Raw genomic sequence first — 21,660 nt, forward strand, 5'->3', positions numbered from 1 at the left:
TCAGATTCAGTATTTAAAAAGATTCGGAGTTTAATATGTCAGCTAAAGACGTAAAATTTGGTGATTCAGCTCGCTCAAAAATGATTGCAGGTGTAAACGTACTTGCAGATGCTGTTAAAGTGACTTTAGGCCCTAAAGGTCGTAACGTAGTGATTGACCGTTCTTTCGGTGCTCCACACATCACTAAAGACGGTGTAACTGTTGCTAAAGAAATTTCTTTAAAAGACAAGTTTGAAAACATGGGTGCTCAACTTGTTCGTGAAGTTTCTAGCAAAACTAACGACATCGCTGGTGACGGTACTACAACTGCAACTGTACTTGCTCAAGCAATTTTAAATGAAGGGATCAAATCTGTAACTGCAGGTATGAACCCAATGGATTTAAAACGTGGTATTGATATCGCAGTAAAAACTGTAGTTGAAAATATCCGTTCAAATGCAAAACCTGCTGATGATTTTAAAGCGATTGAACAAGTTGGTTCTATCTCTGCTAACTCTGACACTACTGTTGGTAAACTTATCGCTCAAGCGATGGAAAAAGTAGGTAAAGAAGGCGTAATCACTGTAGAAGAAGGTTCTGGCTTCGAAGACGCTTTAGACGTTGTAGAAGGTATGCAGTTTGACCGTGGTTATATCTCTCCGTACTTTGCAAACAAGCAAGATACTTTAACAGCTGAGCTTGAAAACCCGTTCATTCTTCTTGTTGACAAAAAAATCGGTAATATTCGTGAATTGATTTCTGTTTTAGAAGCAGTTGCGAAAACTGGTAAACCACTTCTTATCATCGCTGAAGATGTTGAAGGCGAAGCACTTGCTACTCTTGTTGTAAACAACATGCGTGGTATTATCAAAGTATGTGCTGTTAAAGCTCCTGGTTTCGGTGACCGTCGTAAAGCAATGCTTCAAGACATCGCAATCTTGACTGGCGCAACTGTTATTTCTGAAGAAGTTGGTATGTCTTTAGAACAAGCAACTCTTCAAGATTTAGGTACTGCACACAAGATCACTGTTTCTAAAGAAAACACTGTAATTGTTGATGGTGCTGGTGATGCAGCTGCTATTGCTGAGCGTGTTCAGCAAATCCGTGCTCAAATTGAAGAATCTTCTTCAGAATACGACCGTGAAAAATTACAAGAACGTGTTGCTAAATTAGCAGGCGGTGTTGCTGTAATTAAAATTGGTGCGGCAACTGAAGTTGAAATGAAAGAGAAGAAAGACCGCGTAGACGACGCACTTCATGCAACTCGTGCAGCAGTTGAAGAAGGTGTGGTTGCTGGTGGTGGTGTTGCGCTAGTACGTGCTGTAAATGTATTAGACAACCTAAAAGGTGCTAACGACGATCAAACAGCGGGTATCAATATTTTACGCCGTGCGATCGAAGCTCCACTTCGTCAAATCGTTTCAAACGCTGGTGATGAGCCATCTGTAGTTATCAATGCAGTTAAAGCGGGTGAAGGTAACTTCGGTTATAACGCTGCAACTGGCGAATATGGCGATATGTTAGAAATGGGTATTCTTGACCCAGCTAAAGTAACTCGTTCTGCACTTGAACACGCTGCTTCTGTAGCTGGTTTAATGTTAACTACAGAATGTATGATTACTGACATTCCAGAAGATAAACCAGCTGTTCCAGATATGGGCGGTATGGGTGGTATGGGCGGAATGATGTAATAACGCATCAACGCTTGAACTAAAAAAATCCCTGTTAATACAGGGATTTTTTATTTTACGTGATTTTAAGAAATAGTTAAGTTCAATAACTTATATTAAAAAACAGGAACAGCAGCTAGAAGTTCCTCTTTGTTACAGCCATGCTTATTTACTTATAAGCATGGTTTTTTTTATCCTAATAAAATGAACAACCATGTAATGGCAATAATAGAAAGCGCAACAAATTGAGCGGCACTTCCCATATCTTTTGCATTTTTAGAAAGCTGATGTTTTTCAAGAGACACTCGGTCAACGACTGCTTCAATAGCCGAATTGAACAATTCAACGATCATTGCAAATAGACATACAATAATGAGTAAGACGTGTTCACTGCGGGTTACTTCAAGAAAGAAACTAACTGGAATTAAAATAAGATTAATCAAAACAATTTGACGGAAAGCTGCTTCATTTTTATATGCTGCTTTAAATCCGGAAATCGAGTAGCCCGTTGCATTTAATATACGCTTAAGGCCTGTTTTACCTTTATAAGGAGAATAGCTATTCATTTACTTATATTTCTGACACATTTCATGCATTATATAATTTGGGTCTTAAAAAATTATTAAATCTTTTTTAAAGATTTTGACTTTATAACTGAATAGAGAAGAAGAGATGAAAAAATTATGTGTAGCTTTGGGTCTTGCATTTTTTAGCATGCATGCTGCGTATGCCGAACAAACTCCTACTCAACAAGTACCTGGATATTATAAGCATCAATTCGGAAAATACCGTGTAACGTCTTTACTTGATGGCACGATTTATCTAAATCCTAACTTGTTTAAAAATTTAAATCAGACTCAAAAAACTAAAATATTAACGAAATATGCCGCTGTGAATGAGAAGGGTATTCAAACTTCGGTCAATGCATTTTTAGTAGATGATGGTAAGAATTTAACGCTTGTCGATAGTGGTGCAGCAAGTTGCTTTGGCCCACAACTGGGTTCGATTGCAAAAAATATTGAATTGGCAGGTTATCAACTTGCTAATGTAAAAACTGTTTTACTTACTCATCTACACCCTGACCATGTGTGTGGTATTGCCCAAAATGGGAAAGCTGTATTTCCAAATGCAACCGTTTATGCACATGAACGCGAAGCTGATTATTGGTTAAATCCAGCTTCTGAAAAAACAGTGCCAGCAGATAAAAAGCAAAACTATTTAGGTACTGTGAAAAATATAAAAACTGCTCTTGCTCCATATCAAGCAAAAAAAGCATTCAAGACATTTAAAGATGGCGATGTTATTCAAGGTTTTGAAGTGATCGATACACGTGGTCATACACCTGGGCATCATAGCTTTCGCTTAAAGAGTAATGATCAGCAAATCATTTTTGTTGGAGATATTGTTCACTCGCATTCTTTGCAGTTTGATGCTCCAAAAACTGGTGTGGATTTTGATGTGAATTCTGAGCAGGCGATTAATACCCGTTTAAAAATGTTTGCTGAAATTTCAAATAAACAGCAATGGGTCGCAGCACCACATTTACCATTCCCAGGCATTGGTCATGTTTATAAAGTAAACGCTGAGCAATATCAGTGGATCCCACTTTATTTTGATAATGTCGTAGAGAAATAAAAAAAACAGGGCATTTATTGCCCTGTTTTTTATTAAAAATTTTAATTATTTTGCAGCTTTTTCATAATTAATAACGGCTTCACGGCCAAGTGCTGGGTCATCTGTAAAGACTCCATCAACACCCGCTTTGAAATAGGCTTCAAACTCTTTTAAAGCACCAGTTGGGCAGCGCTCAGCTGGTTTATCTTGACTGCATTTTAAAGGCTTTGGTAAGAAATTATTTTCTGGACGGAAAGTATAAGGATGTACTTTTAAGCCAGCTTTATGCGCATCAGAAATAAACGAAGTCGTTTGAACTGAGCCATTGTCATTAAAGTTTAGAATATAACCTTTACTTGGTCCTACACCGTTTGCATATTTAGCTATGTCTTTTAAGCTTTGTGCTGTGGCTAAATCAGCATAAGTTTTAGTTTCACCAGATTCAACGAAGTCGGCTGGTTGCGAAGTTTTAGCGTCATAAAGTTGAATAATTTGTGCATGTTTAATGGTTTTATGAAGGTCGAGCTGATCTTTTAAATATTTTAAATTACTCACTTCAAAAGACTGTAAATAGACAGGTGCAATATCACGTGTATATTCATATTTGGCTAGTGTTTTAAGAAGAGTATCTTCCATTGCCAGATTATGATTTTTAAAGTAAGTCGGATGTTTAGTCTCAATATATAAGCCAATAATTTTTCCCGTTTTTTTATAATTTGCTTCTGCCAGCTCAATCACTTGTTCTAGAGTCGGGACAGGGTAGAGATCATTATAAGCTGTGTTTGCAGGTCGGAACTCTGGAATACGTTCACGCGCTTTAAGTTGGTTTAATTCACTTAAAGTGAAGTCTTCTGTAAACCAACCTGTTAAGTCTTTACCATCAATATTTTTTGTTGTTTTACGGTCTGCAAACTGAGTTAAAGTGCTTACATTGGTTGTTCCACCAATCTCATTTTCATGGCGAGTAACTAACACGCCGTCTTTTGTAGATACTAAATCCGGTTCAATAAAATCTGCACCATCATCAATGGCTTTTTGATAAGAAGCTAAAGTGTGTTCAGGGCGTAAAGCGCTAGCGCCACGGTGCCCAATCACTAAAATCTTAGGAAGTTGATATTCTGGTGTAGTTGGCGTGTTTTCAGTTTTATCATCGTCATTACAACCAACCAAGCTAATTAAACTTAAGCATAAAATTGCTCTTTTAAACATAATTCTACTCATATTGTTTTAGTTGAAACGGCTCTAGTCTGCTTATTGAGTTTGACGTGATCATGAAGAATTCATGAACTTTCAGTGACACTTGTTAAAACCTTCTTTATGGGTTTGTAGGAAATAGGCATTCCTGCTTTGTTTTTGTCCTAATTGCATTTATTGTGTTAATTCTACTTGTCTTTTATATATCGCTCGTTGATGATCAAGATGCCGAATTCGGTATTGCCACCCGTTAATTGACGACTTAATTCTGAGCAGCCATGCTATCTAAATTTTTTATTCAGCGCCCTATTTTTGCCAGTGTACTTGCAATTATTGTTATGGCATTTGGTATTTTCTCGGTTCTGAATTTGCCAGTAGAACGCTACCCCGATATTGCACCTCCAAAAATTACAGTATCGGCAAGTTATAGTGGGGCAGATGCACAAACGGTTGAGCAAAGTGTTACTCAAATTTTAGAACAGCAAATACAAGGTATTGATCACTTACTTTATTTCAGCTCTACCAGCGACTCGTCGGGACGTAGCCGAATTACCATTAGTTTTGATAATGGAACAAATCCAGATACGGCACAGGTACAAGTACAAAATAGCATTAGTGGCGTGATAAGACGTTTACCAGATGAAGTACAACGCCAAGGGGTGACGGTAAGTAAGTCTCTGGGCGATACTTTTATGGTGGTAGGTTTATATGACTCGACTGGTAAAGCGGGAAATATTGAGCTATCAGACTATTTAACGACACACGTGGTCGATAACCTGAACCGTATTGAAGGGGTGGGTGAGTCTGATGTTTTCGGTTCGCAATATGCAATGCGAATCTGGTTAAACCCTGATAAATTAAAACAATATAATTTAATGCCAAGTGATGTTGCCAGTGCAATCACTGCTCAAAATACCCAAGTGGCTGCGGGTGCAATTGGTGATTTACCTGTTATTGATGGACAATATTTAAATACTAAAGTTACAGCTGGTTCTCGACTAAAAACAGTCGAAGATTTTAAAAATATTGTAGTGAAATCAAACCAAACAGCGAGTTATGTCTATTTAAAAGATATTGCTAGAGTTGAGTTAGGTGCAGAAAACTATCAGTCATTTAACACCATTAATGGTTATCCTGCCGCAGGTTTAGGTATTTCACTGTCTTCGGGTGCAAATGCCATTCAGACCTCTAAACTCATCCATCAAACTCTAGATCAGCTTACAACTAAATTACCTGCTGGCTATAAAATTGTTTATCCACGTGATAATACACCGTTTGTTCAAGAGTCGATTAAAGAAGTCGTAAAGACCCTTATTGAAGCGATTATTTTAGTTATTTTGGTAATGTTCCTATTTTTGCAAAGCTGGCGCGCGACACTCATTCCGAGTATTACCGTTCCGGTTGTTATTTTAGGAACTTTTGCTGTTTTATACGTGCTCGGTTTTAGCATTAATACCTTAACCCTATTTGCACTGGTACTCGCCATTGGTTTGTTAGTGGATGATGCGATTGTAGTCGTGGAAAACGTTGAACGGCTCATGCATGAACAGCACTTAACACCCAAAGAAGCAGCGATTGAGTCAATGGGCGAAATTAGTGGGGCTTTAATTGGGATTACATTGGTATTAACTGCTGTTTTTATTCCAATGTCTTTTTTAGGTGGCTCAATTGGGGTGATTTACCGCCAGTTTTCCATTACCTTAGTTGCCGCTATGGCGTTATCGCTTGTTGTTGCATTAGTCCTAACACCAGCATTGTGTGCCTTAATTTTAAAGCCTAATCCTCAGCCTATGCGCTGGGCAGTTTGGTTTAACCAAAAGATTGATCAACTTAAAAATCAATATATCAAGATCGTTCAAACAAGCATTGATTACAGTAAGTCGGTTGTTGTGATTTTTGTGGCTTTGATTGCTGTTTTTGCACTGTTCTATAGCGGTTTAAAAAGTGGATTTATTCCTAAAGAAGATCAAGGCATTTTAAGTGTTCAAATTAAACTTGTTGATAGCGCTCCGATTTCTCAAAGTCAGAAAATTGGTGAACAAGTTCGTCAATATTTCTTAACTCAAGAAGATAAAAATGTCGATTTAGTCTTAATCCGCTATGGTCGAAACAATTCGGGTACAGGACAAAATTTAGCACAAGGGTTCATTGCTTTAAAACCGTGGGATGTGCGTACCGGAAAAGAAAACTCAGCGGATGCTATACAAAAGCGGGCAATGAAATATTTTAGTCAATTAAATAATGCTCAAATTAATGTGACTTTACCACCTTCGGTAAATGGTTTAGGTCAAACCGACGGTATGGATTTATGGATTCAAGATCTAAATGGGCAAGGACAAGATTTTCTAGATAGCACCTTCCGTCAGTTGCAAACTCAAAGTAAAAATTATTCAACTTTTGAAAACTTTGATAAGCAATCAACCAATAGTAAAGCAAATCTCAATATCAAAATTGATCAGAAACAAGCATTAGCAAATGGTTTAGAACTCCCTGCAATTAACAATACTTTGTCGAGCGCGTGGGGCGGAACGTATGTAAATGACTTTATTGACCGCGGTCGTATTAAGCGTGTCATGATTCAAGGTGATGCCGAGTTTAGATCGAAACCTGAAGATTTATATAACTGGTCTGTGCGTAACAACCAAAATGAAATGGTGCCTTTTAGTTCATTTGCTAACTTTAGCTGGGGTGGCGCTCCTGAAATCGTAAAACGCTATATGGGTTATAGCGCCTTGCAGTTACAGGCAGATGTTGCGAGTGGTAGCAGTTCAGGTCAGGCAATGAAAGATGTTGAACAACTTGTAAATCAGCAAAAAGATGTCGGTTTAGCTTGGACAGGTTTATCTTTTGAAGAACAGAAGTCGACAAATCAGGCCGTCTGGTTATATTTAATTTCGGCAGGCTTTATTTTCTTATGTTTAGCCGCTCTTTATGAAAGCTTGAGCATTCCAGCCGCTGTGATGACCTCTATTCCGCTAGGTGTCGGAGGAAGTGTCATTTTCTCTTATATTTTCGGACTACCCAATGATGTGTATTTCCAGATTGCACTGTTAACCACAATTGGTCTGTCATGTAAAAACGCAATTTTAATTGTTGAGTTTGCAGCCTTGGCTCAAGAAAAGGGTAAGAATGCCATTCAGGCAGCTTTAGAGGGCGCTAGCTTGCGTCTAAGACCGATTTTAATGACCTCTTTAGCTTTTGGTGCAGGTGTGATTCCTCTCGTGTTTGCTCAAGGCGCTGGGGCTGTGAGCCGTCAAGAAATCGGTATTAGTATTTTAGGTGGTGTTATGTTTGGTACGGTGCTGGTTTTATTCTTTATTCCAGTTATGTATGTGTTATTGCGTTCACTATTTAGATCGAAAGCATCTAGTTAAAAGTAAACAATTTAAAAAGAGGCATTAAATCAAGTATATTAAGTTTAACTTCTCTTCATATATTTGATTTAGATGCCTCAAGAAAAAAAATTAACAGAGCAACAGGTCATCGCATTAGAACGAGACCTTGCCAAGTTTGCCACCATGATGGACAGCGCGGTGCGTATTCCTTTTACGAAGCAGGGCATTGGTGCCGATGCTGCACTGAGCACGATTCCGATTGCCGGTGATGTCGCAGGTTTTGTGCTGACGTGTTATGCGATTTATAAAGCTAAACAGATTGGTGTACCACAACATAAGTTAACTCCAGTTATCAAACTCGCTGTTGTAGATGCTGTAGTGGGTTTTGTTCCAGTTGCTGGGACTATTTTTGATATTTTTATACGCCCTAGTAGAAAAGCATTAGATGTAGTTCATACACACATACGCGAAGAATATGCGATTCAGAGCGATATTCATGTTGTTCATCCATATTTGCATGAAAAACTCGAAAAGAAGCAGCAGCACTCAGCTTTCTGGCGTAATCCTGTGGTGAGTTGGTTATGGTTGCATATACCCGATTTATTAGGCGCGTTTGTACTACTTTTAATTGGTTTCGCTGTTTGGTGGGGTGCAAGTTATCTTTGGGGTCTCTATCAAACCATGTAATAAAAATAAAGCCTCCAGTTGGAGGCTTTATCTCTTCACGTTAAACGTTTTATGGGCAATCTAATTGATGTAAAGCTGCCACACGTTGTTCAATTGTTGGGTGGGTTTGGAACAAAGCAGCTAAGCTAAAGCCTTGTTCTTTACCTTCCGCAATCGCGAAAGCTTTCATTTCTTTTGGCATTTGATCTGGCAATTCTGTCTCAGCTTGGAGACGTAATAATGCAGAAATCATTGCTTGTTTACCTGCTAAACGTGCACCTGCTTCATCAGCACGGTATTCACGATAACGAGAGAACCACATCACAATCGCAGAAGCGAGAATACCAAAGACGATATCTAATACCATGGTAATGAGGAAATAACCCATACCTGGGGCTTGATCATCTTGACGACCAAAAACATTACGGTCGATAAAATCACCGACTACGCGAGCAAAGAACATAACAAAGGCGTTCACGACACCTTGGATGAGTGCTAGGGTAACCATGTCACCATTCGCAACGTGACCAATTTCGTGCGCAAGCACAGCACGTAGCTCATCTTTGTTCATACGTTCAAGTAGACCAGATGAAACTGCAACTAAGGCATCATTCTTATTCCAGCCTGTTGCAAAGGCATTGGATTGATATGATGGAAAAATACCAACCTCTGGCATGTTAATACCAGAACGTTGAGAAAGTTCAGCGACTGTTTGCAATAACCAGCTTTCAGCTTGGTTACGAGGAGCATTCGGGTCGATCAGTTCTGTACCGGTCGTTTTCTTAGCCATCCATTTTGACATGAATAACGAGATTAAAGATCCCACCATACCAAACACAAAACAGATCACTAAAAGGTTGCCTAGATTCAAGCCACCCGCGCCATGGTAACTACCGACACCGAAGAGTGACAAAATAATGCCAGCTACAACCAGTACCGCGAGGTTGGTAAGCAAAAACAAACCAATCCGCATCATTGAGAAAATCCTCTTATAAATAAAATGTTATCTGATTTACAAATTCTAAATCATGCAGCTAATATGCGGGGCTTAGGGGAAAAATTCAAGAAAAAAATAAGGAATTGATACATTCTTTCACGAAGTAGAATGTACCTAAATTTAAAGAATAATTGGCTAAATTCGCCTAAATGGTAAGGATCAGGTAATAGATCATTACAATTTAAAGCACATAAACTTGACGAAATAAACTGTCAGTAAACGTTCTTACTCTATTCGAATATGTGCAATTGCTGTGGCATTGTTTGTGACATAAGTACCTGTAGGCGCATCAGTAAATGTTCCATTAGATAAAGTCACAATTTGACGAGAATTGGAATGTTTAGGAGCTGGTGCTGCTATTTGAGCTGTTGTGTTTTCCACTAAATTAGTAGATTGAGAAGTGACTTGTGCTGAAGTATTAGAAAAAGATGAGAAACCAGAACCAGATGAATATAAGTTTTGATATCGGCTCGTTACACGGCGCACGTAATCTTGTGTTTCACGAAAAGGTGGAATACCGCCGTATTTATCAACGTTTCCTTCGCCAGCATTATAAGCAGCAAGCGCCATTTGAGTATTACCCCCAAAACGTTTGAGTAACCAGCTTAAATATTTTGCACCTGCAAAAATATTTTGCTGAGCATCAAAGGCATTGGTCACGTTAAATCGACGTGCAGTCGCTGGCATAAGCTGCATAAGACCTTGCGCGCCTACTGGAGAGCGGGCATTGACGTTAAATCCTGACTCGGTATGCATGACAGCCTTAATTAAGCCTTCAGATACACCATGCTGTAGAGCAGCTTGTTTAATAATATGATCAAAAGCATTTTTATTTTTATTGTAGCTTGGCAGAACAGAAGCTTCTGATGCTCCCCAGTTCGTATAACTATGAATATTACTATCAGGGTAGTAAGTCACTTTTACTTTTTTAAGTGATTGATCATAACTTTTTCGGTTAGTGAGCAATGTACTACCATTTTTATCTTGGTAAATATACATTTGGCCTGCTGAACTCGAAGTCATGCCGACCGTAAAAGTGGTCATCCCCAGCAAACAAGAAATCAGAAATTGAACCGAATTTTTCATTTTATGTTATTCACAATTTTAAGGTATTTAAAACTTGCCAAAGAGTTTATCAAAAAATATTACTTAAAGAAGTTTTGTGTAATTTTTTTTATTTCGACTCTTTCAAAAAATCAAGCTGTTTTGTTCGAATGCTCATCAAAAAAAATTAAAAATTATTTTTAAAATGATTCTATTGACTTGAATAACATGTTGATATTAAAGGGTAAAAAACATTGGTTAAAAAATGATCAATTTAAATAAAACCCTTAACAGAAGGTCAAAACAGTTTGTCAAGTGCGAAGAAATCCACAATTTTATCCACAGGTTTTGTGGAAAACTGTGGAAAAGTCCAAAAAGTAAGCATTTTGCACATTTTTTGAACGCTTCAGTCAAAAATAGAGCATCACTTTTGCATCATGCATGAGCAATGTGACGACTTCAAGAATTGAAACTATTCTTTTGATGCGATTCTCTTCTGAATCATATAAAATTGCGCGGTATTTTTATTTATGGGTATATCTCGTCTATGTACGCGCCAGTTGAGTCCAATCAGGGATTTAATTTTAAGCCTGAACTTCCAACAAGCTCGGCCTATTACCGTTTGCTCAAGAAGCTTCGCCGTCAAGTTGGGCATGCTATTCGTGACTTCAATATGATTGAAGAGGGCGATAAGGTCATGGTGTGTGTGTCTGGTGGTAAAGACAGTTATACCTTGCTCGATATCATGTTGCAGTTTAAACGTATTGCACCAATCAATTTTGATGTTGTTGCGGTTAATCTTGACCAAAAGCAACCGGGCTTTCCTGAAGATGTCTTACCTCGTTATATGGAAGAAAATAACATTCCATATTACATTTTAGAAAAAGACACCTATACCATTACTAAACGTTTAACACCGGAAGGGAAAACCTACTGTGCAGTATGTTCACGTTTACGCCGTGGTTCTTTGTATGGCTTTGCACAAGAAATTGGTGCGACTAAAGTTGCTTTAGGACATCATCGCGATGATATTCTTGCAACATTCTTCTTAAACCTGTTTCATGGCGGAAGTTTAAAGGCGATGCCTCCAAAGCTTTTATCATCGGACAAGAAGAATATTCTGATTCGTCCATTGGCATATGTTGAAGAAAAAGACATCATCAAATATGCAGAGTTACGTCAGTTCCCAATCATTCCATGTAACCTTTGTGGTTCGCAGGAAAACTTGCAGCGTGCCATGCTTAATGAAATGCTACGTGACTGGGATAAACAATATCCGAAACGCTTACATAGTATTTTCGGCGCGTTACAAAACGTATCGCCGTCTCAGTTAGCGGACCGTGAATTGTTCGATTTTGAAGCTTTAGATTCTCAGCGCGAGTTAGATTTTAAAGATCCAGAAGAGCTTAAAAACCGTTTAGATGTCGTGAACTTAAGCTTTGCTGCTGAATAAACGCTAGATATAGACAATGTTAAAGGCACTTTATAAACAAGTGCCTTTAATGTATCAAAATACTAAAAAATGAATGTTCCGTACAAAAAGTCATAGCCCAAAATTTAAATTACATGCTATAACAACGCTCAAGCAGAATTGCTTCACATGATGTTGTCTGGATAGACAACTAGAGAAATTGAACAAATAAATTTGAGGAAGAATCATGCCTGCATTTTTAACTGAAGATTGGTTTGCTACTGTCGAAAAATTAACTGCTGAAGCAGGGGATCTTAATTTGCCACCTGCTCTTGCGAATTTGGCAATTAATTTAGTAGTTACAGATGCTTCTGGAAATACCGAATTAGCTTTAGATGGGGGTAAAATCCAAAAAGGTTTGTCTTCAAATGCCAAAACAACTTTAAATATGGATGCTGAAACTTTACGTAAAGTATTCTTAGAGTTTGATATGGCTGCTGCTATGCAGGCATTCATGACTGGTAAAATTAAAGTTCAAGGCGATATGTCTCAATTAATGGCTTTACAAACAGCCAAGCCAAGCCAAGAACAAAAAGATTTGTTTAAGAAAGTATTAGAGCATACAGCTTAAATCTAAAAGAATTCATATAAAAAGCTTACCCCAAGAGGTAAGCTTTTTATTCATACAAACAAAGAATTTATCAACTTTTAAATAATAAAATTAGATATTGATTCGTGTTTGCGCTGTTTTGATATGTTCAAGATAAGCACGAATACGAGTGACATATTGAACCGCTTGCTTATATCGACCATTACGCGCTTTGTTACTTTGCAAATAATTGTAGAGATTAACCCATTGGTTTGGATCTTTCCCTTGTGCTTGCAAGCGCTTCTGAATCTGGTTTACCGCACCTGGTCCCATATTATAGGCCACCAGCGCATACCAGTTCCGATCAGGGAAAGGAATATCATCATATTCACTTAACATCTGGTCGTAATACTTCGCGCCACCTTGAATGCTTTGAGCTGGATCACTACGATTGCTCACACCCATTGCTCGAGCAGTGCTATTGGTCAGCATCATTAAGCCACGAACACCTGTGGGAGAAACAGATTCTGGCTTTAAATATGATTCTTGATAACCAATTGCGGCAAGTAAATGCCAGTCGAGATCGTATTTAGCTGCACTTTGTTTAAAGCTTGCTTTATAAATCGGTAAACGCGTCGTTAAGTCACGTTGAATAGTTGACCAAGCTTCTGGTTTCACCACATTACGATTATAGAAAGAAGCGAGTTGTTGAGTCACACCATTTTGCTTACTTTGGCATACAAAGCCACTAGCGGTCTGGGTGAGGGGATCATCAGCTTGTTTAAACACCCAGCTTAACTCAGGATTTAAACCATTTTTTTGCAAATCGACTGTGTCACCACAACTTGCAGAAAAAGACATCAACCCTTTGTTCTCGATGGTACTTAAACCAGCGGTCGTCATCGCAAAGTTTGCTTTACCTTGCTGAACCCATCTAAGTGCAGTGGCATTGTCTGCCACGATTTTAAAGTCCAGCTTTACATTAAGGCTTTGTGCATAGTTACGGGCTAAGTCGTAACCAAAACCATGTAAAAACTGATCTTCTTTGAAAACGGTTGTCGGGCTTTCTACCGCAACAACAGTTAAAGTGTTTGTATTTACTACAGTATTGTACTGTAGGGTTTTTCCTGCATTAATACTATGAAATGGAAAAAGCATAGTACTGAGTGCAAGTGCTTTTAACGGGAGAGAAGAAAATAAAGAGTTAAGGCAAAGCCTCGACCCTGAACTTGAATTACTGTGCATGTTGTCTCCGCTACAGGTAATTTATGCCCCAAAAGTCAGACAAAAAGCTGCCATAACTTCTAAAAGTTGATAAATTCAATAAGGGGTGGGCAGTCATGACGTCATTCAAAATGACATGAAATGAAAAAAACAAACTGTGTAGAAAATCTACATAGTTTTCTAGAAGGTTAAAAATTGCTCAACATTTAATCTGCGCGCATCATAGTATTGAAAAAAAGTATTGTCAAATTTCGTACAATTAAATATTCGATATATCATCATAAACACATGAATTTCTTAAGGAAGAAAATTTATACACTTCTGATATGAGAAAATAGGGTATAAAATGCTACATCTTGTAAGCGATATGTTGTTGAACAGTGGTTTTTAATCATGAAATCTAACTTAATCACTCGATCTGGGCATGACAAATTAGTTGCTGAATTAAAACAACTTTGGCATGAAGAACGACCAGAAATCACAAAGAAAGTGAATTGGGCTGCAAGCTTAGGTGACCGCAGTGAAAATGCCGATTATCAATACAATAAGCAGCTACTTAGAAAAATTGATCGACGAGTACGTTATTTAGGAAAACGTTTAGAAGAATTAAAAATCATTGATTACGCTCCTGAACAAGATGGTAAGGTTTACTTCGGCGCTTGGGTAGAGATTGAAAACGAAGAAGGCGAGCAAAAAACTTTACGTATTGTAGGGATCGATGAAATTTATGATCATCACCCGCAGCATATCTCAATTGAATCGCCGATGGCTCGTGCACTGCTCGGCAAAGAAGTCGATGATGAGATTGAAGTACACACGCCATCTGGAAAAAAGCTTTGGTATATCAATACAATTCGCTATGAAAAGAACGAAAATCCAGAAAACTAAATTAATTTGTATTTATTTTGAGCGTTTGAATTAAAAGTTAAATAAAAGGTTTGCCAACTTGAGTTTTTATTTATATTATAGCGCTCGTTGGAAGCGTGGCAGAGCGGTTTAATGCACCGGTCTTGAAAACCGACGAGGGTGTGAGTCCTCCGTGAGTTCGAATCTCACCGCTTCCGCCAAATTCTTAAAAAGCCCTTGTTAATGACGAGGGCTTTTTTTTACCTGTAATTTAAAACTGCTCAAGTGAAGAGAAAATACAGTATAGGTGTGATTCAATATGACTATTAAATTGTAGGAATCGTCCCACCATCAATAACATATTCAGTACCTGTAATTGCAGACGCACGGGATGATGCCAAAAAGGCGATAAGATTTGCTATTTCATCAGGTTTAGCTGGTCGTCCAATAGGAATTCCTCCGATTGAATCCATAACTATCTTTTTACCACCCTCGTAATCTGTACCAGCTTGTAAAGCCAGTCGCTCTGCAAGAGCAATAGATGCCTCTGTTTCAATCCATCCTGGAGAGACTTGAATAACCCGAATACCTTTGGGAGATATTTCTTTTGACAGGCTTTTACTATAAGTCGCTAGCGCTGCTTTTTCAGCAGCATAAGCTGTCGTAGCTTCTGGTAATGGAAGTGAACGTTGTATTGACGTAACGTGGATTACAACACCTTGGCCTTGCTGAATCATATTGGGAATTAGTTGACGATCAATACGTATTGCAGGCATCAGATTTAGGTGAAGTTCTTTATACCACTCTTCATCGGTTAATGCTGCGAATCCACCTGCTGGTGCAGATGAACCACCAAGCATGTGTATAATTATATCCACACCCCCTAATATCTCTTGTACTGCTTGGACGATAGCTTCACAACCTTCTCGAGTTGTGAGATCAGCAGAAACAAAATGTGCATTATTCGGTAAATAATCTGGTTGAGTTCTAGCAGTAGTTAGTACTGTTGCGCCGAGTTCATGGAATAATTGAACTGTGGCAGCGCCAGAACCTTTTGTACCCGCAGTGATTAAGGCACGTTTTCCTTTTAAAGTAATAAAATCTTCCATTAATAAATCCTCAATTTAACAACTTTGCCATTTTCAAGTGTGAACTGAAACTTAAGTTTCACAGGGCTATTTGGAAAGTTGCCACTCCCTTGTGTTAAAACCGTGCTGATATGGTCTGTATTAGAAACCTCAATAATTTCAAGTGAGTACTGGTATTTTTCTTTCATTGTCAGCAACCATGTACGAATTTCCACAATTCCTCTGTATAGACTGCCATCGTCTTCAACAATGGCAGAGTCAGAAAAAATTTGGTTTAAAGCATCTACGTCGTTCGCTTGATCAGCATCAAAGTATGCACTAACCACTTCTGGTATATCTTTCATGAGTCGCTCTTTTTGAATGATCTAAATTGATGTTTTAAATTTTATAATTTGACGATTGTTCTAACAATCCGTATAAAATGGGATGTTTAGTTGAATAAATCAGGATAATGGAACGAGCAAATTTAAATGATCTAAAAGCAGTAATGGCAATCGCCAAGCGAGGAACTTTTCGTGGCGCTGCGATTGAACTTGGGATGTCTACAACAGCTTTAAGTCATGCAATTAGTAAATTAGAGGAAAATTTGGGTGTACGTCTGTTTAATCGAACAACACGTAGTGTCTCATTGACAGAAGCAGGCAGACTTTTTGTAGAACAAGTCGGGCCTGCTCTTCAGGATATTCATAGTGCCTTAGATATTGTACGTTCGCAGAGAGAAACACCCTCAGGTACATTAAGAATCAATGCGGCCGCATTTGCAGCGAGAGAAATTATTTCTCCTGTGATTATCGAATTTCTCCGACGTTACCCAGAAATGAATATTGATTTGGTGACTGAGGGTAAACTTGTTGACATTATTGCTGATGGTTTTGATTTAGGTATTCGAGTTGCCCATCTTGTTCCAAGTGACATGATTGCAGTGTCTCTTGGTAAACTTCAAAGATATGTTGTTGTTGGTTCACCTGAGTATTTGGAGCGTTACGGAAAGCCAAAAATACCAACAGATCTTTTTAGACATAAATGTATTCGAGTACGTCTTCCTGATGGTGCACTATTTAGCTGGAAGTTTGAAAAAAATGGAGAAATTATTCAAATTGATGTGCAAGGACCGATTACCCTTGATGAAGCAAGCTTATCAAGAGCTACAGTATTAGAGAACATTGGCCTAGGATACTTTATGGAACAGGATGTTCGTGCTGAAATTGAGTCAGGTCAACTTATTTCTGTTTTGGACGATTGGATGCCTTGTATGTCTGGTCTCTGTTTATATTATTCAGGAAGACGCAACCAATCTGCTGGTTTGAAAGCCTTTCTTGCCCTAGTTCGTGAAGTAGCCTTGTGCAATAAGTAATTTGTTATATATCAATTTTGAATAACGCTATTTAATTTTTATAAAAATATGTGCCTATATTTTTCCTTATTGTCATCTTAGTTTGATTTATAAGTAATAAAAATCGTTTGTTCTTCTCATTTAATAGTTCACTCTCCATTCTTAAAATAAAAACTTTAATCTTCATTTAAGTTCAACTCTTTAATTTATTACATAGCAATTGATTTCTTTAATAGGTCAGAAAAACTCAAACATGACTTTATTTTAGCTAAATCAAAAAATTAAAGTGAGTTATAAAAAATGAACCAATTCGTAACAAGTTCGAAGAATATTATTCGTGGTAAATTTCACCCCGAATTTTTGCAAGATGAAGTACTCGCCGATATTTTTATTCAAACTGCTCAAAATCTCTCAGATAAAACAGCTTTAATTGAAGCAAATAAAACGTTGACGTATGGGGAGTTATATCAGCAAGCCTTAATTATGGCTCAACATTTGACAATAAGAGGGGTAAAACCAGGTCATATTGTTGGGTTATGGGTACCTCGTGGTATTGAGCTTTTAAAAGCCCAATTGGCGATTTGTTTGAGTGGTGCAGCGTGGCTTCCTTTTGATATGGATACGCCAGCCGACCGTATTGCGGTTTGTCTTGAAGATGCCGAAGCTGTTGGGATGATTACTACCGATGAATGGTATGAACACTTAGCTGAAGTGCCACAAACAAAATGGACAAATACTGAACTTCAAAAGCCACTCAGTGAAAATATTCCTTTAGCTAGAACGACCTCCGATCAACCTGCATATATTATCTATACGTCAGGCTCAACGGGTAAGCCGAAAGGGATTGTAATTACTCAAAAAAATATTTGTCACTTTCTACGTAGTGAAAATAATATTTTAGATATTCAAGAGCAGGATAAAGTCTATCAAGGCTTTTCTGTCGCTTTTGATATGTCGTTTGAAGAAATCTGGCTGTCTTATTTGGTTGGTGCAACTTTGTGGATTGCACCTAAGTCGCTTGTCAGTGACCCTGAACGTTTATGCCAAACATTAAAGCAGGAACAAATTACTGTTTTACATGCGGTTCCAACCTTACTGGCTTTGTTCCCTGAAGATGTACCTAATTTAAGAATTATTAATTTAGGTGGGGAGATGTGCCCAGACTCACTGGTGGACCGTTGGGCATTACCTCACCATCAAATGTTTAATACCTATGGCCCAACCGAGACTACGGTTACTGCAAGTCTTGAGTCGTTAGAACGCGGTAAACCCGTCACCATTGGTAAACCTTTACCAAACTATGGCATGTTGGTGATTAACGCTGAAAGAGAATTACTGCCTCAAGGTGAAACAGGTGAGCTGTGTATTTTCGGTCCGAGTGTAGCACCAGGCTATTTAGGCAGACCTGATTTAACGGCTGATAAGTTTATTGAAAACCCTTGGGCAATGAGTGCGGATGAAGAGTTACTTTATCGTACTGGTGATTTGGCAAAAATTGATGAATTTGGGCAAGTCCACTGCTTAGGCCGTGCCGATGATCAGGTGAAAATTCGTGGTTTCCGTGTTGAACTCGGTGAAATTGAAGCGGCACTTTGTGATATTGAAGGTATTGGTACTGCGGCTGTAATTCTACGTCAAGAAGACGGAATTGATCAGCTTATTGCTTTTATTGCAGCTGAGCTTGATGCGAAACAGCCCATACAAATTAAGCAACTTCGTCATACTCTAGCTCAACGTTTACCACCTTATATGGTGCCGAATCGTTTTGAGATTATTGAAGAAGTACCGCGTTTATTATCTGGAAAAATTGACCGTAAAGCGTTAAAAGTAAGACCACTTACGAGTGTGATTGACCGCAGTGAATCTGATCAGCCGCAAAATCCAGCCGAAGAAATTTTATTTGAAATTTTAAACCGCCTGTTTCCGAACATGCCGATTAAACTAGATTCGGATTTCTTTGATGATTTAGGTGGGCATTCGCTGTTAGCAGCCGTTTTAATTTCAAACCTGCGTGAACATCAAGAATATAGCCATCTTACAATTCAAAGCTTATATCAAGCGAGAAGAGTGGGAGCAATTGCTGCTCTAATGTTAGAACAGCCAGAACCTACATTATTTGATAGCCAGATTGGGCAAGACAACCCGCGTAATCAAACTTATAAATGGTTATGCGGTATTGCACAGCTTGCGACTATTCCAGTTTTAATTTCGATTAATATTTTGCAGTGGTTAGCACCATTCTTTACCTATCACTATTTTACAGGTGGAACCCGAGACAGCATTCCATATGCAATCGCGTTGTCTCTATTGGTTTATATCAGCGTTATTATTAGTAGTTTTGTACTTTCAATTACGGTGAAACGATTATTAATGCTGGGCATTGGTGCTGGACGTTATCCACTTTGGGGAATGACGTATTTCCGTTGGTGGTTAGCAGACCGTATTAGCAATATTTCACCAGTTTATTTATTGTCAGGTTCAACTTTACTTAACCTCTATTTAAAAGCACTGGGCGCAAAAATTGGACATGATGTCACCATTAGTTCAGTTCATATTCGCATGCCATCTTTATTAACTGTTGAAGATGGCGTGAGTATTGGCTCTCAAGTGAATTTAGAAAATGCCAAAGTCGAACATGGACATTTGGTGTTGGGTTCAATTCACCTTAAAGAAGATAGTTATGTGGGTTCATATGCTGTATTAGAAGAAAATACAGTGTTAGAAAAACAAGCTCATGTAAATGCCTTAACTTCAATTGAATATGACACGGTTGTACCGGCAGGAGAAATTTGGGATGGTACGCCAGCTAAGAAAATAGGGCATGTAGATGAACACGCTAAAATGCCAGAACGTCCTAAATTATCGTTTATTCGTAAGATTGCTGAATATGGATATTATGGTGTTAGTGCGTTAATCATTGCTTGTCTGTTCTTTATTCCAATTTTCCCAAGTTTCCTTTTGGTCGATTGGTTAGATGTAAACGTATTTAATATCAATCCGAATAACCACCTGCAAATCGCACTTTATTATTTTGCTTTAGCGATTCCAGCTAGTGCAATGATGATGATGATTACTGCTGTCATTTCTTCAGCAATACGCAAAATTGCATTGCCTCGTCTTGAGACTGGAACCTACGCTGTTCATGGCAGCACCTATTATCGTAAATGGTTTGCATCTCAAATTTTAGAAACAAGCTTACAAACATTGCACGGCCTGTTTGCTACGATTTATGCACCTACATGGTTCCGTATGTTAGGGGCGAAAGTAGGTAAAAATACTGAAATTTCTACCGCAAATGGCGTTATTCCTGAAATGCTGACTTTGGGAGAAGAAAGCTTTATTGCCGATGCGGTAATGTTGGGTGATGAAGAGATCAAAGGCGGTTGGATGACATTAAAATCGACCAAAATCGGTAACCGTAGCTTTGTCGGAAACAGTGCTTATATTGCTGATGGAACTGTTTTACCAGATAACGTTTTAATTGGCGTACAGTCAAAAACACCAGATAACCTTGAAATGTATGATGGTCAAACTTGGTTTGGTTCGCCGCCATTATTATTGCCTGCACGTGAAGCTGCCGAAAAATATCCTGACCACTTAACGTTTAAACCAAGCTTCAAGCGCCGTTTCATGCGTGGTTTTATTGAAGGCCTTCGTGTTGTATTACCAGCCGCACTCGCAATTGGTGTGGGTTATATGATTGTGCTTGAAGTTATCGATGTTATTAATAAATACAACATCCCAACTGGTTTATTGGCTTTAACGCTTGCTGGTTTACTCTATGGTGTTGGCTGTTTCATTATTGTTGCATTGATGAAGTGGACTTTAATTGGTCGTTATCAACCACGTTCAGCGCCAATGTGGACCATGTTTGTGTGGTTAAGTGAAGGGATTACCAGCTTATATGAATCAGTTGCCATTCCAAACTTCTTAAACTACTTAAGAGGAACGCCAATGCTGCCATTCTTCTTACGTATTTTGGGTGTTCAAATTGGTAAAGATGTTTACATGGATACGGCTGATATTACTGAGTTCGACTGTGTAAGCATTGGTGACCGTGCAGAGTTTAATAGCTTCTCAGGCCCACAAACCCACTTGTTTGAAGATCGTATTATGAAAATTGGACAAGTGAATATTGGAAATGATGTGGTTGTAAATTCACGTAGTATTATTTTATATAACGCTAATGTTAGCCATCATGCAGTGTTAGGGCCATTAACGTTGGTTATGAAAGGTGAAAATATTCCTGCTAAATCTGCGTGGATTGGCTCACCAGCTGTGCCTTGGGTTCATAAGTAATTGAAACTGAGCTTAACTAACTAATTTAAAAAGCCTTTGTGAAAACAGAGGCTTTTTTTATGCATACGGCATAAATTACAGTCATAGTTAGCTTAAATATTGCTAACAAATCCTGAAAATTTCATATAAATCAAATAAGTACATATTTTAATCAAAACTGTTTTATTTATATAATATATTTTTTATTATCAGTCCCTTACCAAGAGCACATCTATATATCAAAATCGAACAAGTTATTTGTAGAATATTCACTTATTGATATATGATGATCCAATATTTAGAAACTGATTCAAAACATAATTCTGTTGTTCAGCGAGCAAGATCAAGGAAGAAATAAGGCTGAATTCAGGCTTCTAAACCCTTATATATCT

General features: G+C 38.2%; 16 protein-coding genes and 1 tRNA gene. 10 read left to right on the forward strand and 7 right to left on the reverse strand.

Annotated elements, in window-relative coordinates:
- Positions 1–35: 35 nt before the first annotated feature.
- Positions 36–1,670: a chaperonin GroEL gene (groL, locus tag AOLE_RS04050; protein ID WP_005307896.1), complete on the forward strand. Its 1,635-nt coding sequence runs from the start codon at positions 36–38 to the stop codon at positions 1,668–1,670.
- Between the two features lie 170 nt (positions 1,671–1,840).
- Here groL and AOLE_RS04055 read toward each other — a convergent pair whose 3' ends face one another.
- Positions 1,841–2,215 (reverse strand): diacylglycerol kinase, encoded by a 375-nt coding sequence (locus tag AOLE_RS04055; protein WP_013197007.1) that lies wholly within the window; start codon positions 2,213–2,215, stop codon positions 1,841–1,843.
- Between the two features lie 106 nt (positions 2,216–2,321).
- On the opposite strand from AOLE_RS04055, the gene AOLE_RS04060 reads away from it, so the two are divergent.
- Entirely contained in the window at positions 2,322–3,284 is a 963-nt protein-coding gene (locus AOLE_RS04060; protein WP_013197008.1) for an MBL fold metallo-hydrolase, read from the forward strand.
- A gap of 45 nt (positions 3,285–3,329) precedes the next feature.
- On the opposite strand, the gene AOLE_RS04065 is transcribed toward AOLE_RS04060, so the two are convergent.
- Positions 3,330–4,472, reverse strand: a complete 1,143-nt coding sequence (locus tag AOLE_RS04065; protein WP_013197009.1) for a glycerophosphodiester phosphodiesterase — start codon at positions 4,470–4,472, stop codon at positions 3,330–3,332.
- 263 nt (positions 4,473–4,735) lie between these two features.
- Between AOLE_RS04065 and AOLE_RS04070 the strand changes: the two genes are divergently transcribed.
- Positions 4,736–7,831: a multidrug efflux RND transporter permease subunit gene (locus AOLE_RS04070; RefSeq protein WP_013197010.1), complete on the forward strand. Its 3,096-nt coding sequence runs from the start codon at positions 4,736–4,738 to the stop codon at positions 7,829–7,831.
- Positions 7,832–7,903: 72 nt separating this feature from the next.
- Complete coding sequence (locus tag AOLE_RS04075; protein ID WP_013197011.1) at positions 7,904–8,479, forward strand: DUF4112 domain-containing protein; 576 nt, start codon at positions 7,904–7,906, stop codon at positions 8,477–8,479.
- A gap of 49 nt (positions 8,480–8,528) precedes the next feature.
- Here AOLE_RS04075 and htpX read toward each other — a convergent pair whose 3' ends face one another.
- Entirely contained in the window at positions 8,529–9,434 is a 906-nt protein-coding gene (gene htpX, locus AOLE_RS04080) for a protease HtpX (protein ID WP_005307880.1), read from the reverse strand.
- A gap of 246 nt (positions 9,435–9,680) precedes the next feature.
- On the reverse strand, positions 9,681–10,541 hold the full coding sequence (locus AOLE_RS04085; RefSeq protein WP_023274146.1) for a lytic transglycosylase domain-containing protein: 861 nt from the start codon (positions 10,539–10,541) through the stop codon (positions 9,681–9,683).
- A 505-nt stretch (positions 10,542–11,046) separates the two neighbouring features.
- Between AOLE_RS04085 and ttcA the strand changes: the two genes are divergently transcribed.
- Positions 11,047–11,952, forward strand: a complete 906-nt coding sequence (gene ttcA / locus AOLE_RS04090) for a tRNA 2-thiocytidine(32) synthetase TtcA (RefSeq protein WP_005307874.1) — start codon at positions 11,047–11,049, stop codon at positions 11,950–11,952.
- A gap of 205 nt (positions 11,953–12,157) precedes the next feature.
- Positions 12,158–12,541: an SCP2 sterol-binding domain-containing protein gene (locus tag AOLE_RS04095; protein ID WP_002118641.1), complete on the forward strand. Its 384-nt coding sequence runs from the start codon at positions 12,158–12,160 to the stop codon at positions 12,539–12,541.
- A 90-nt stretch (positions 12,542–12,631) separates the two neighbouring features.
- Here AOLE_RS04095 and AOLE_RS04100 read toward each other — a convergent pair whose 3' ends face one another.
- Positions 12,632–13,744: an MltF family protein gene (locus AOLE_RS04100; RefSeq protein ID WP_023274147.1), complete on the reverse strand. Its 1,113-nt coding sequence runs from the start codon at positions 13,742–13,744 to the stop codon at positions 12,632–12,634.
- Positions 13,745–14,116: 372 nt separating this feature from the next.
- On the opposite strand from AOLE_RS04100, the gene greB reads away from it, so the two are divergent.
- A complete protein-coding gene (greB, locus tag AOLE_RS04105; protein WP_004790517.1) occupies positions 14,117–14,611 on the forward strand; it encodes a transcription elongation factor GreB in 495 nt (164 codons plus the stop codon).
- An 89-nt stretch (positions 14,612–14,700) separates the two neighbouring features.
- Positions 14,701–14,790, forward strand: a tRNA-Ser gene (locus AOLE_RS04110).
- 105 nt (positions 14,791–14,895) lie between these two features.
- On the opposite strand, the gene AOLE_RS04115 is transcribed toward AOLE_RS04110, so the two are convergent.
- A complete protein-coding gene (locus AOLE_RS04115) occupies positions 14,896–15,678 on the reverse strand; it encodes an SDR family oxidoreductase (RefSeq protein ID WP_013197014.1) in 783 nt (260 codons plus the stop codon).
- Positions 15,678–16,001 (reverse strand): nuclear transport factor 2 family protein, encoded by a 324-nt coding sequence (locus AOLE_RS04120; RefSeq protein ID WP_013197015.1) that lies wholly within the window; start codon positions 15,999–16,001, stop codon positions 15,678–15,680. Before AOLE_RS04120 ends, AOLE_RS04115 begins: the two co-directional genes overlap by 1 nt.
- Positions 16,002–16,108: 107 nt before the next feature.
- Here AOLE_RS04120 and AOLE_RS04125 point away from each other — a divergent pair, with 107 nt between their 5' ends.
- A complete protein-coding gene (locus tag AOLE_RS04125; protein ID WP_013197016.1) occupies positions 16,109–17,011 on the forward strand; it encodes a LysR family transcriptional regulator in 903 nt (300 codons plus the stop codon).
- 279 nt (positions 17,012–17,290) lie between these two features.
- On the forward strand, positions 17,291–21,289 hold the full coding sequence (gene posA / locus AOLE_RS04130) for a delta-poly-L-ornithine synthetase PosA (RefSeq protein WP_013197018.1): 3,999 nt from the start codon (positions 17,291–17,293) through the stop codon (positions 21,287–21,289).
- Positions 21,290–21,660: the final 371 nt, after the last annotated feature.

The organism is Acinetobacter oleivorans DR1 (assembly GCF_000196795.1).
In the GTDB taxonomy this organism is placed as follows: Bacteria; Pseudomonadota; Gammaproteobacteria; order Pseudomonadales; family Moraxellaceae; genus Acinetobacter; species Acinetobacter oleivorans.

Excerpts from the sequence above, each read along its gene's own strand:
- AOLE_RS04115 (WP_013197014.1), bottom strand. The coding sequence starts at position 15,678 with ATGGAAGATTTTATTACTTTAAAAGGAAAACGTGCCTTAATCACTGCG.
- posA (WP_013197018.1), top strand. The coding sequence starts at position 17,291 with ATGAACCAATTCGTAACAAGTTCGAAGAATATTATTCGTGGTAAATTT.
- AOLE_RS04095 (WP_002118641.1), top strand. The coding sequence starts at position 12,158 with ATGCCTGCATTTTTAACTGAAGATTGGTTTGCTACTGTCGAAAAATTA.
- AOLE_RS04100 (WP_023274147.1), bottom strand. The coding sequence starts at position 13,744 with ATGCACAGTAATTCAAGTTCAGGGTCGAGGCTTTGCCTTAACTCTTTA.
- greB (WP_004790517.1), top strand. The coding sequence starts at position 14,117 with ATGAAATCTAACTTAATCACTCGATCTGGGCATGACAAATTAGTTGCT.
- AOLE_RS04085 (WP_023274146.1), bottom strand. The coding sequence starts at position 10,541 with ATGAAAAATTCGGTTCAATTTCTGATTTCTTGTTTGCTGGGGATGACC.
- AOLE_RS04125 (WP_013197016.1), top strand. The coding sequence starts at position 16,109 with ATGGAACGAGCAAATTTAAATGATCTAAAAGCAGTAATGGCAATCGCC.
- AOLE_RS04120 (WP_013197015.1), bottom strand. The coding sequence starts at position 16,001 with ATGAAAGATATACCAGAAGTGGTTAGTGCATACTTTGATGCTGATCAA.
- ttcA (WP_005307874.1), top strand. The coding sequence starts at position 11,047 with ATGTACGCGCCAGTTGAGTCCAATCAGGGATTTAATTTTAAGCCTGAA.
- htpX (WP_005307880.1), bottom strand. The coding sequence starts at position 9,434 with ATGATGCGGATTGGTTTGTTTTTGCTTACCAACCTCGCGGTACTGGTT.
- AOLE_RS04070 (WP_013197010.1), top strand. The coding sequence starts at position 4,736 with ATGCTATCTAAATTTTTTATTCAGCGCCCTATTTTTGCCAGTGTACTT.
- AOLE_RS04055 (WP_013197007.1), bottom strand. The coding sequence starts at position 2,215 with ATGAATAGCTATTCTCCTTATAAAGGTAAAACAGGCCTTAAGCGTATA.
- groL (WP_005307896.1), top strand. The coding sequence starts at position 36 with ATGTCAGCTAAAGACGTAAAATTTGGTGATTCAGCTCGCTCAAAAATG.
- AOLE_RS04075 (WP_013197011.1), top strand. The coding sequence starts at position 7,904 with ATGCCTCAAGAAAAAAAATTAACAGAGCAACAGGTCATCGCATTAGAA.
- AOLE_RS04060 (WP_013197008.1), top strand. The coding sequence starts at position 2,322 with ATGAAAAAATTATGTGTAGCTTTGGGTCTTGCATTTTTTAGCATGCAT.
- AOLE_RS04065 (WP_013197009.1), bottom strand. The coding sequence starts at position 4,472 with ATGTTTAAAAGAGCAATTTTATGCTTAAGTTTAATTAGCTTGGTTGGT.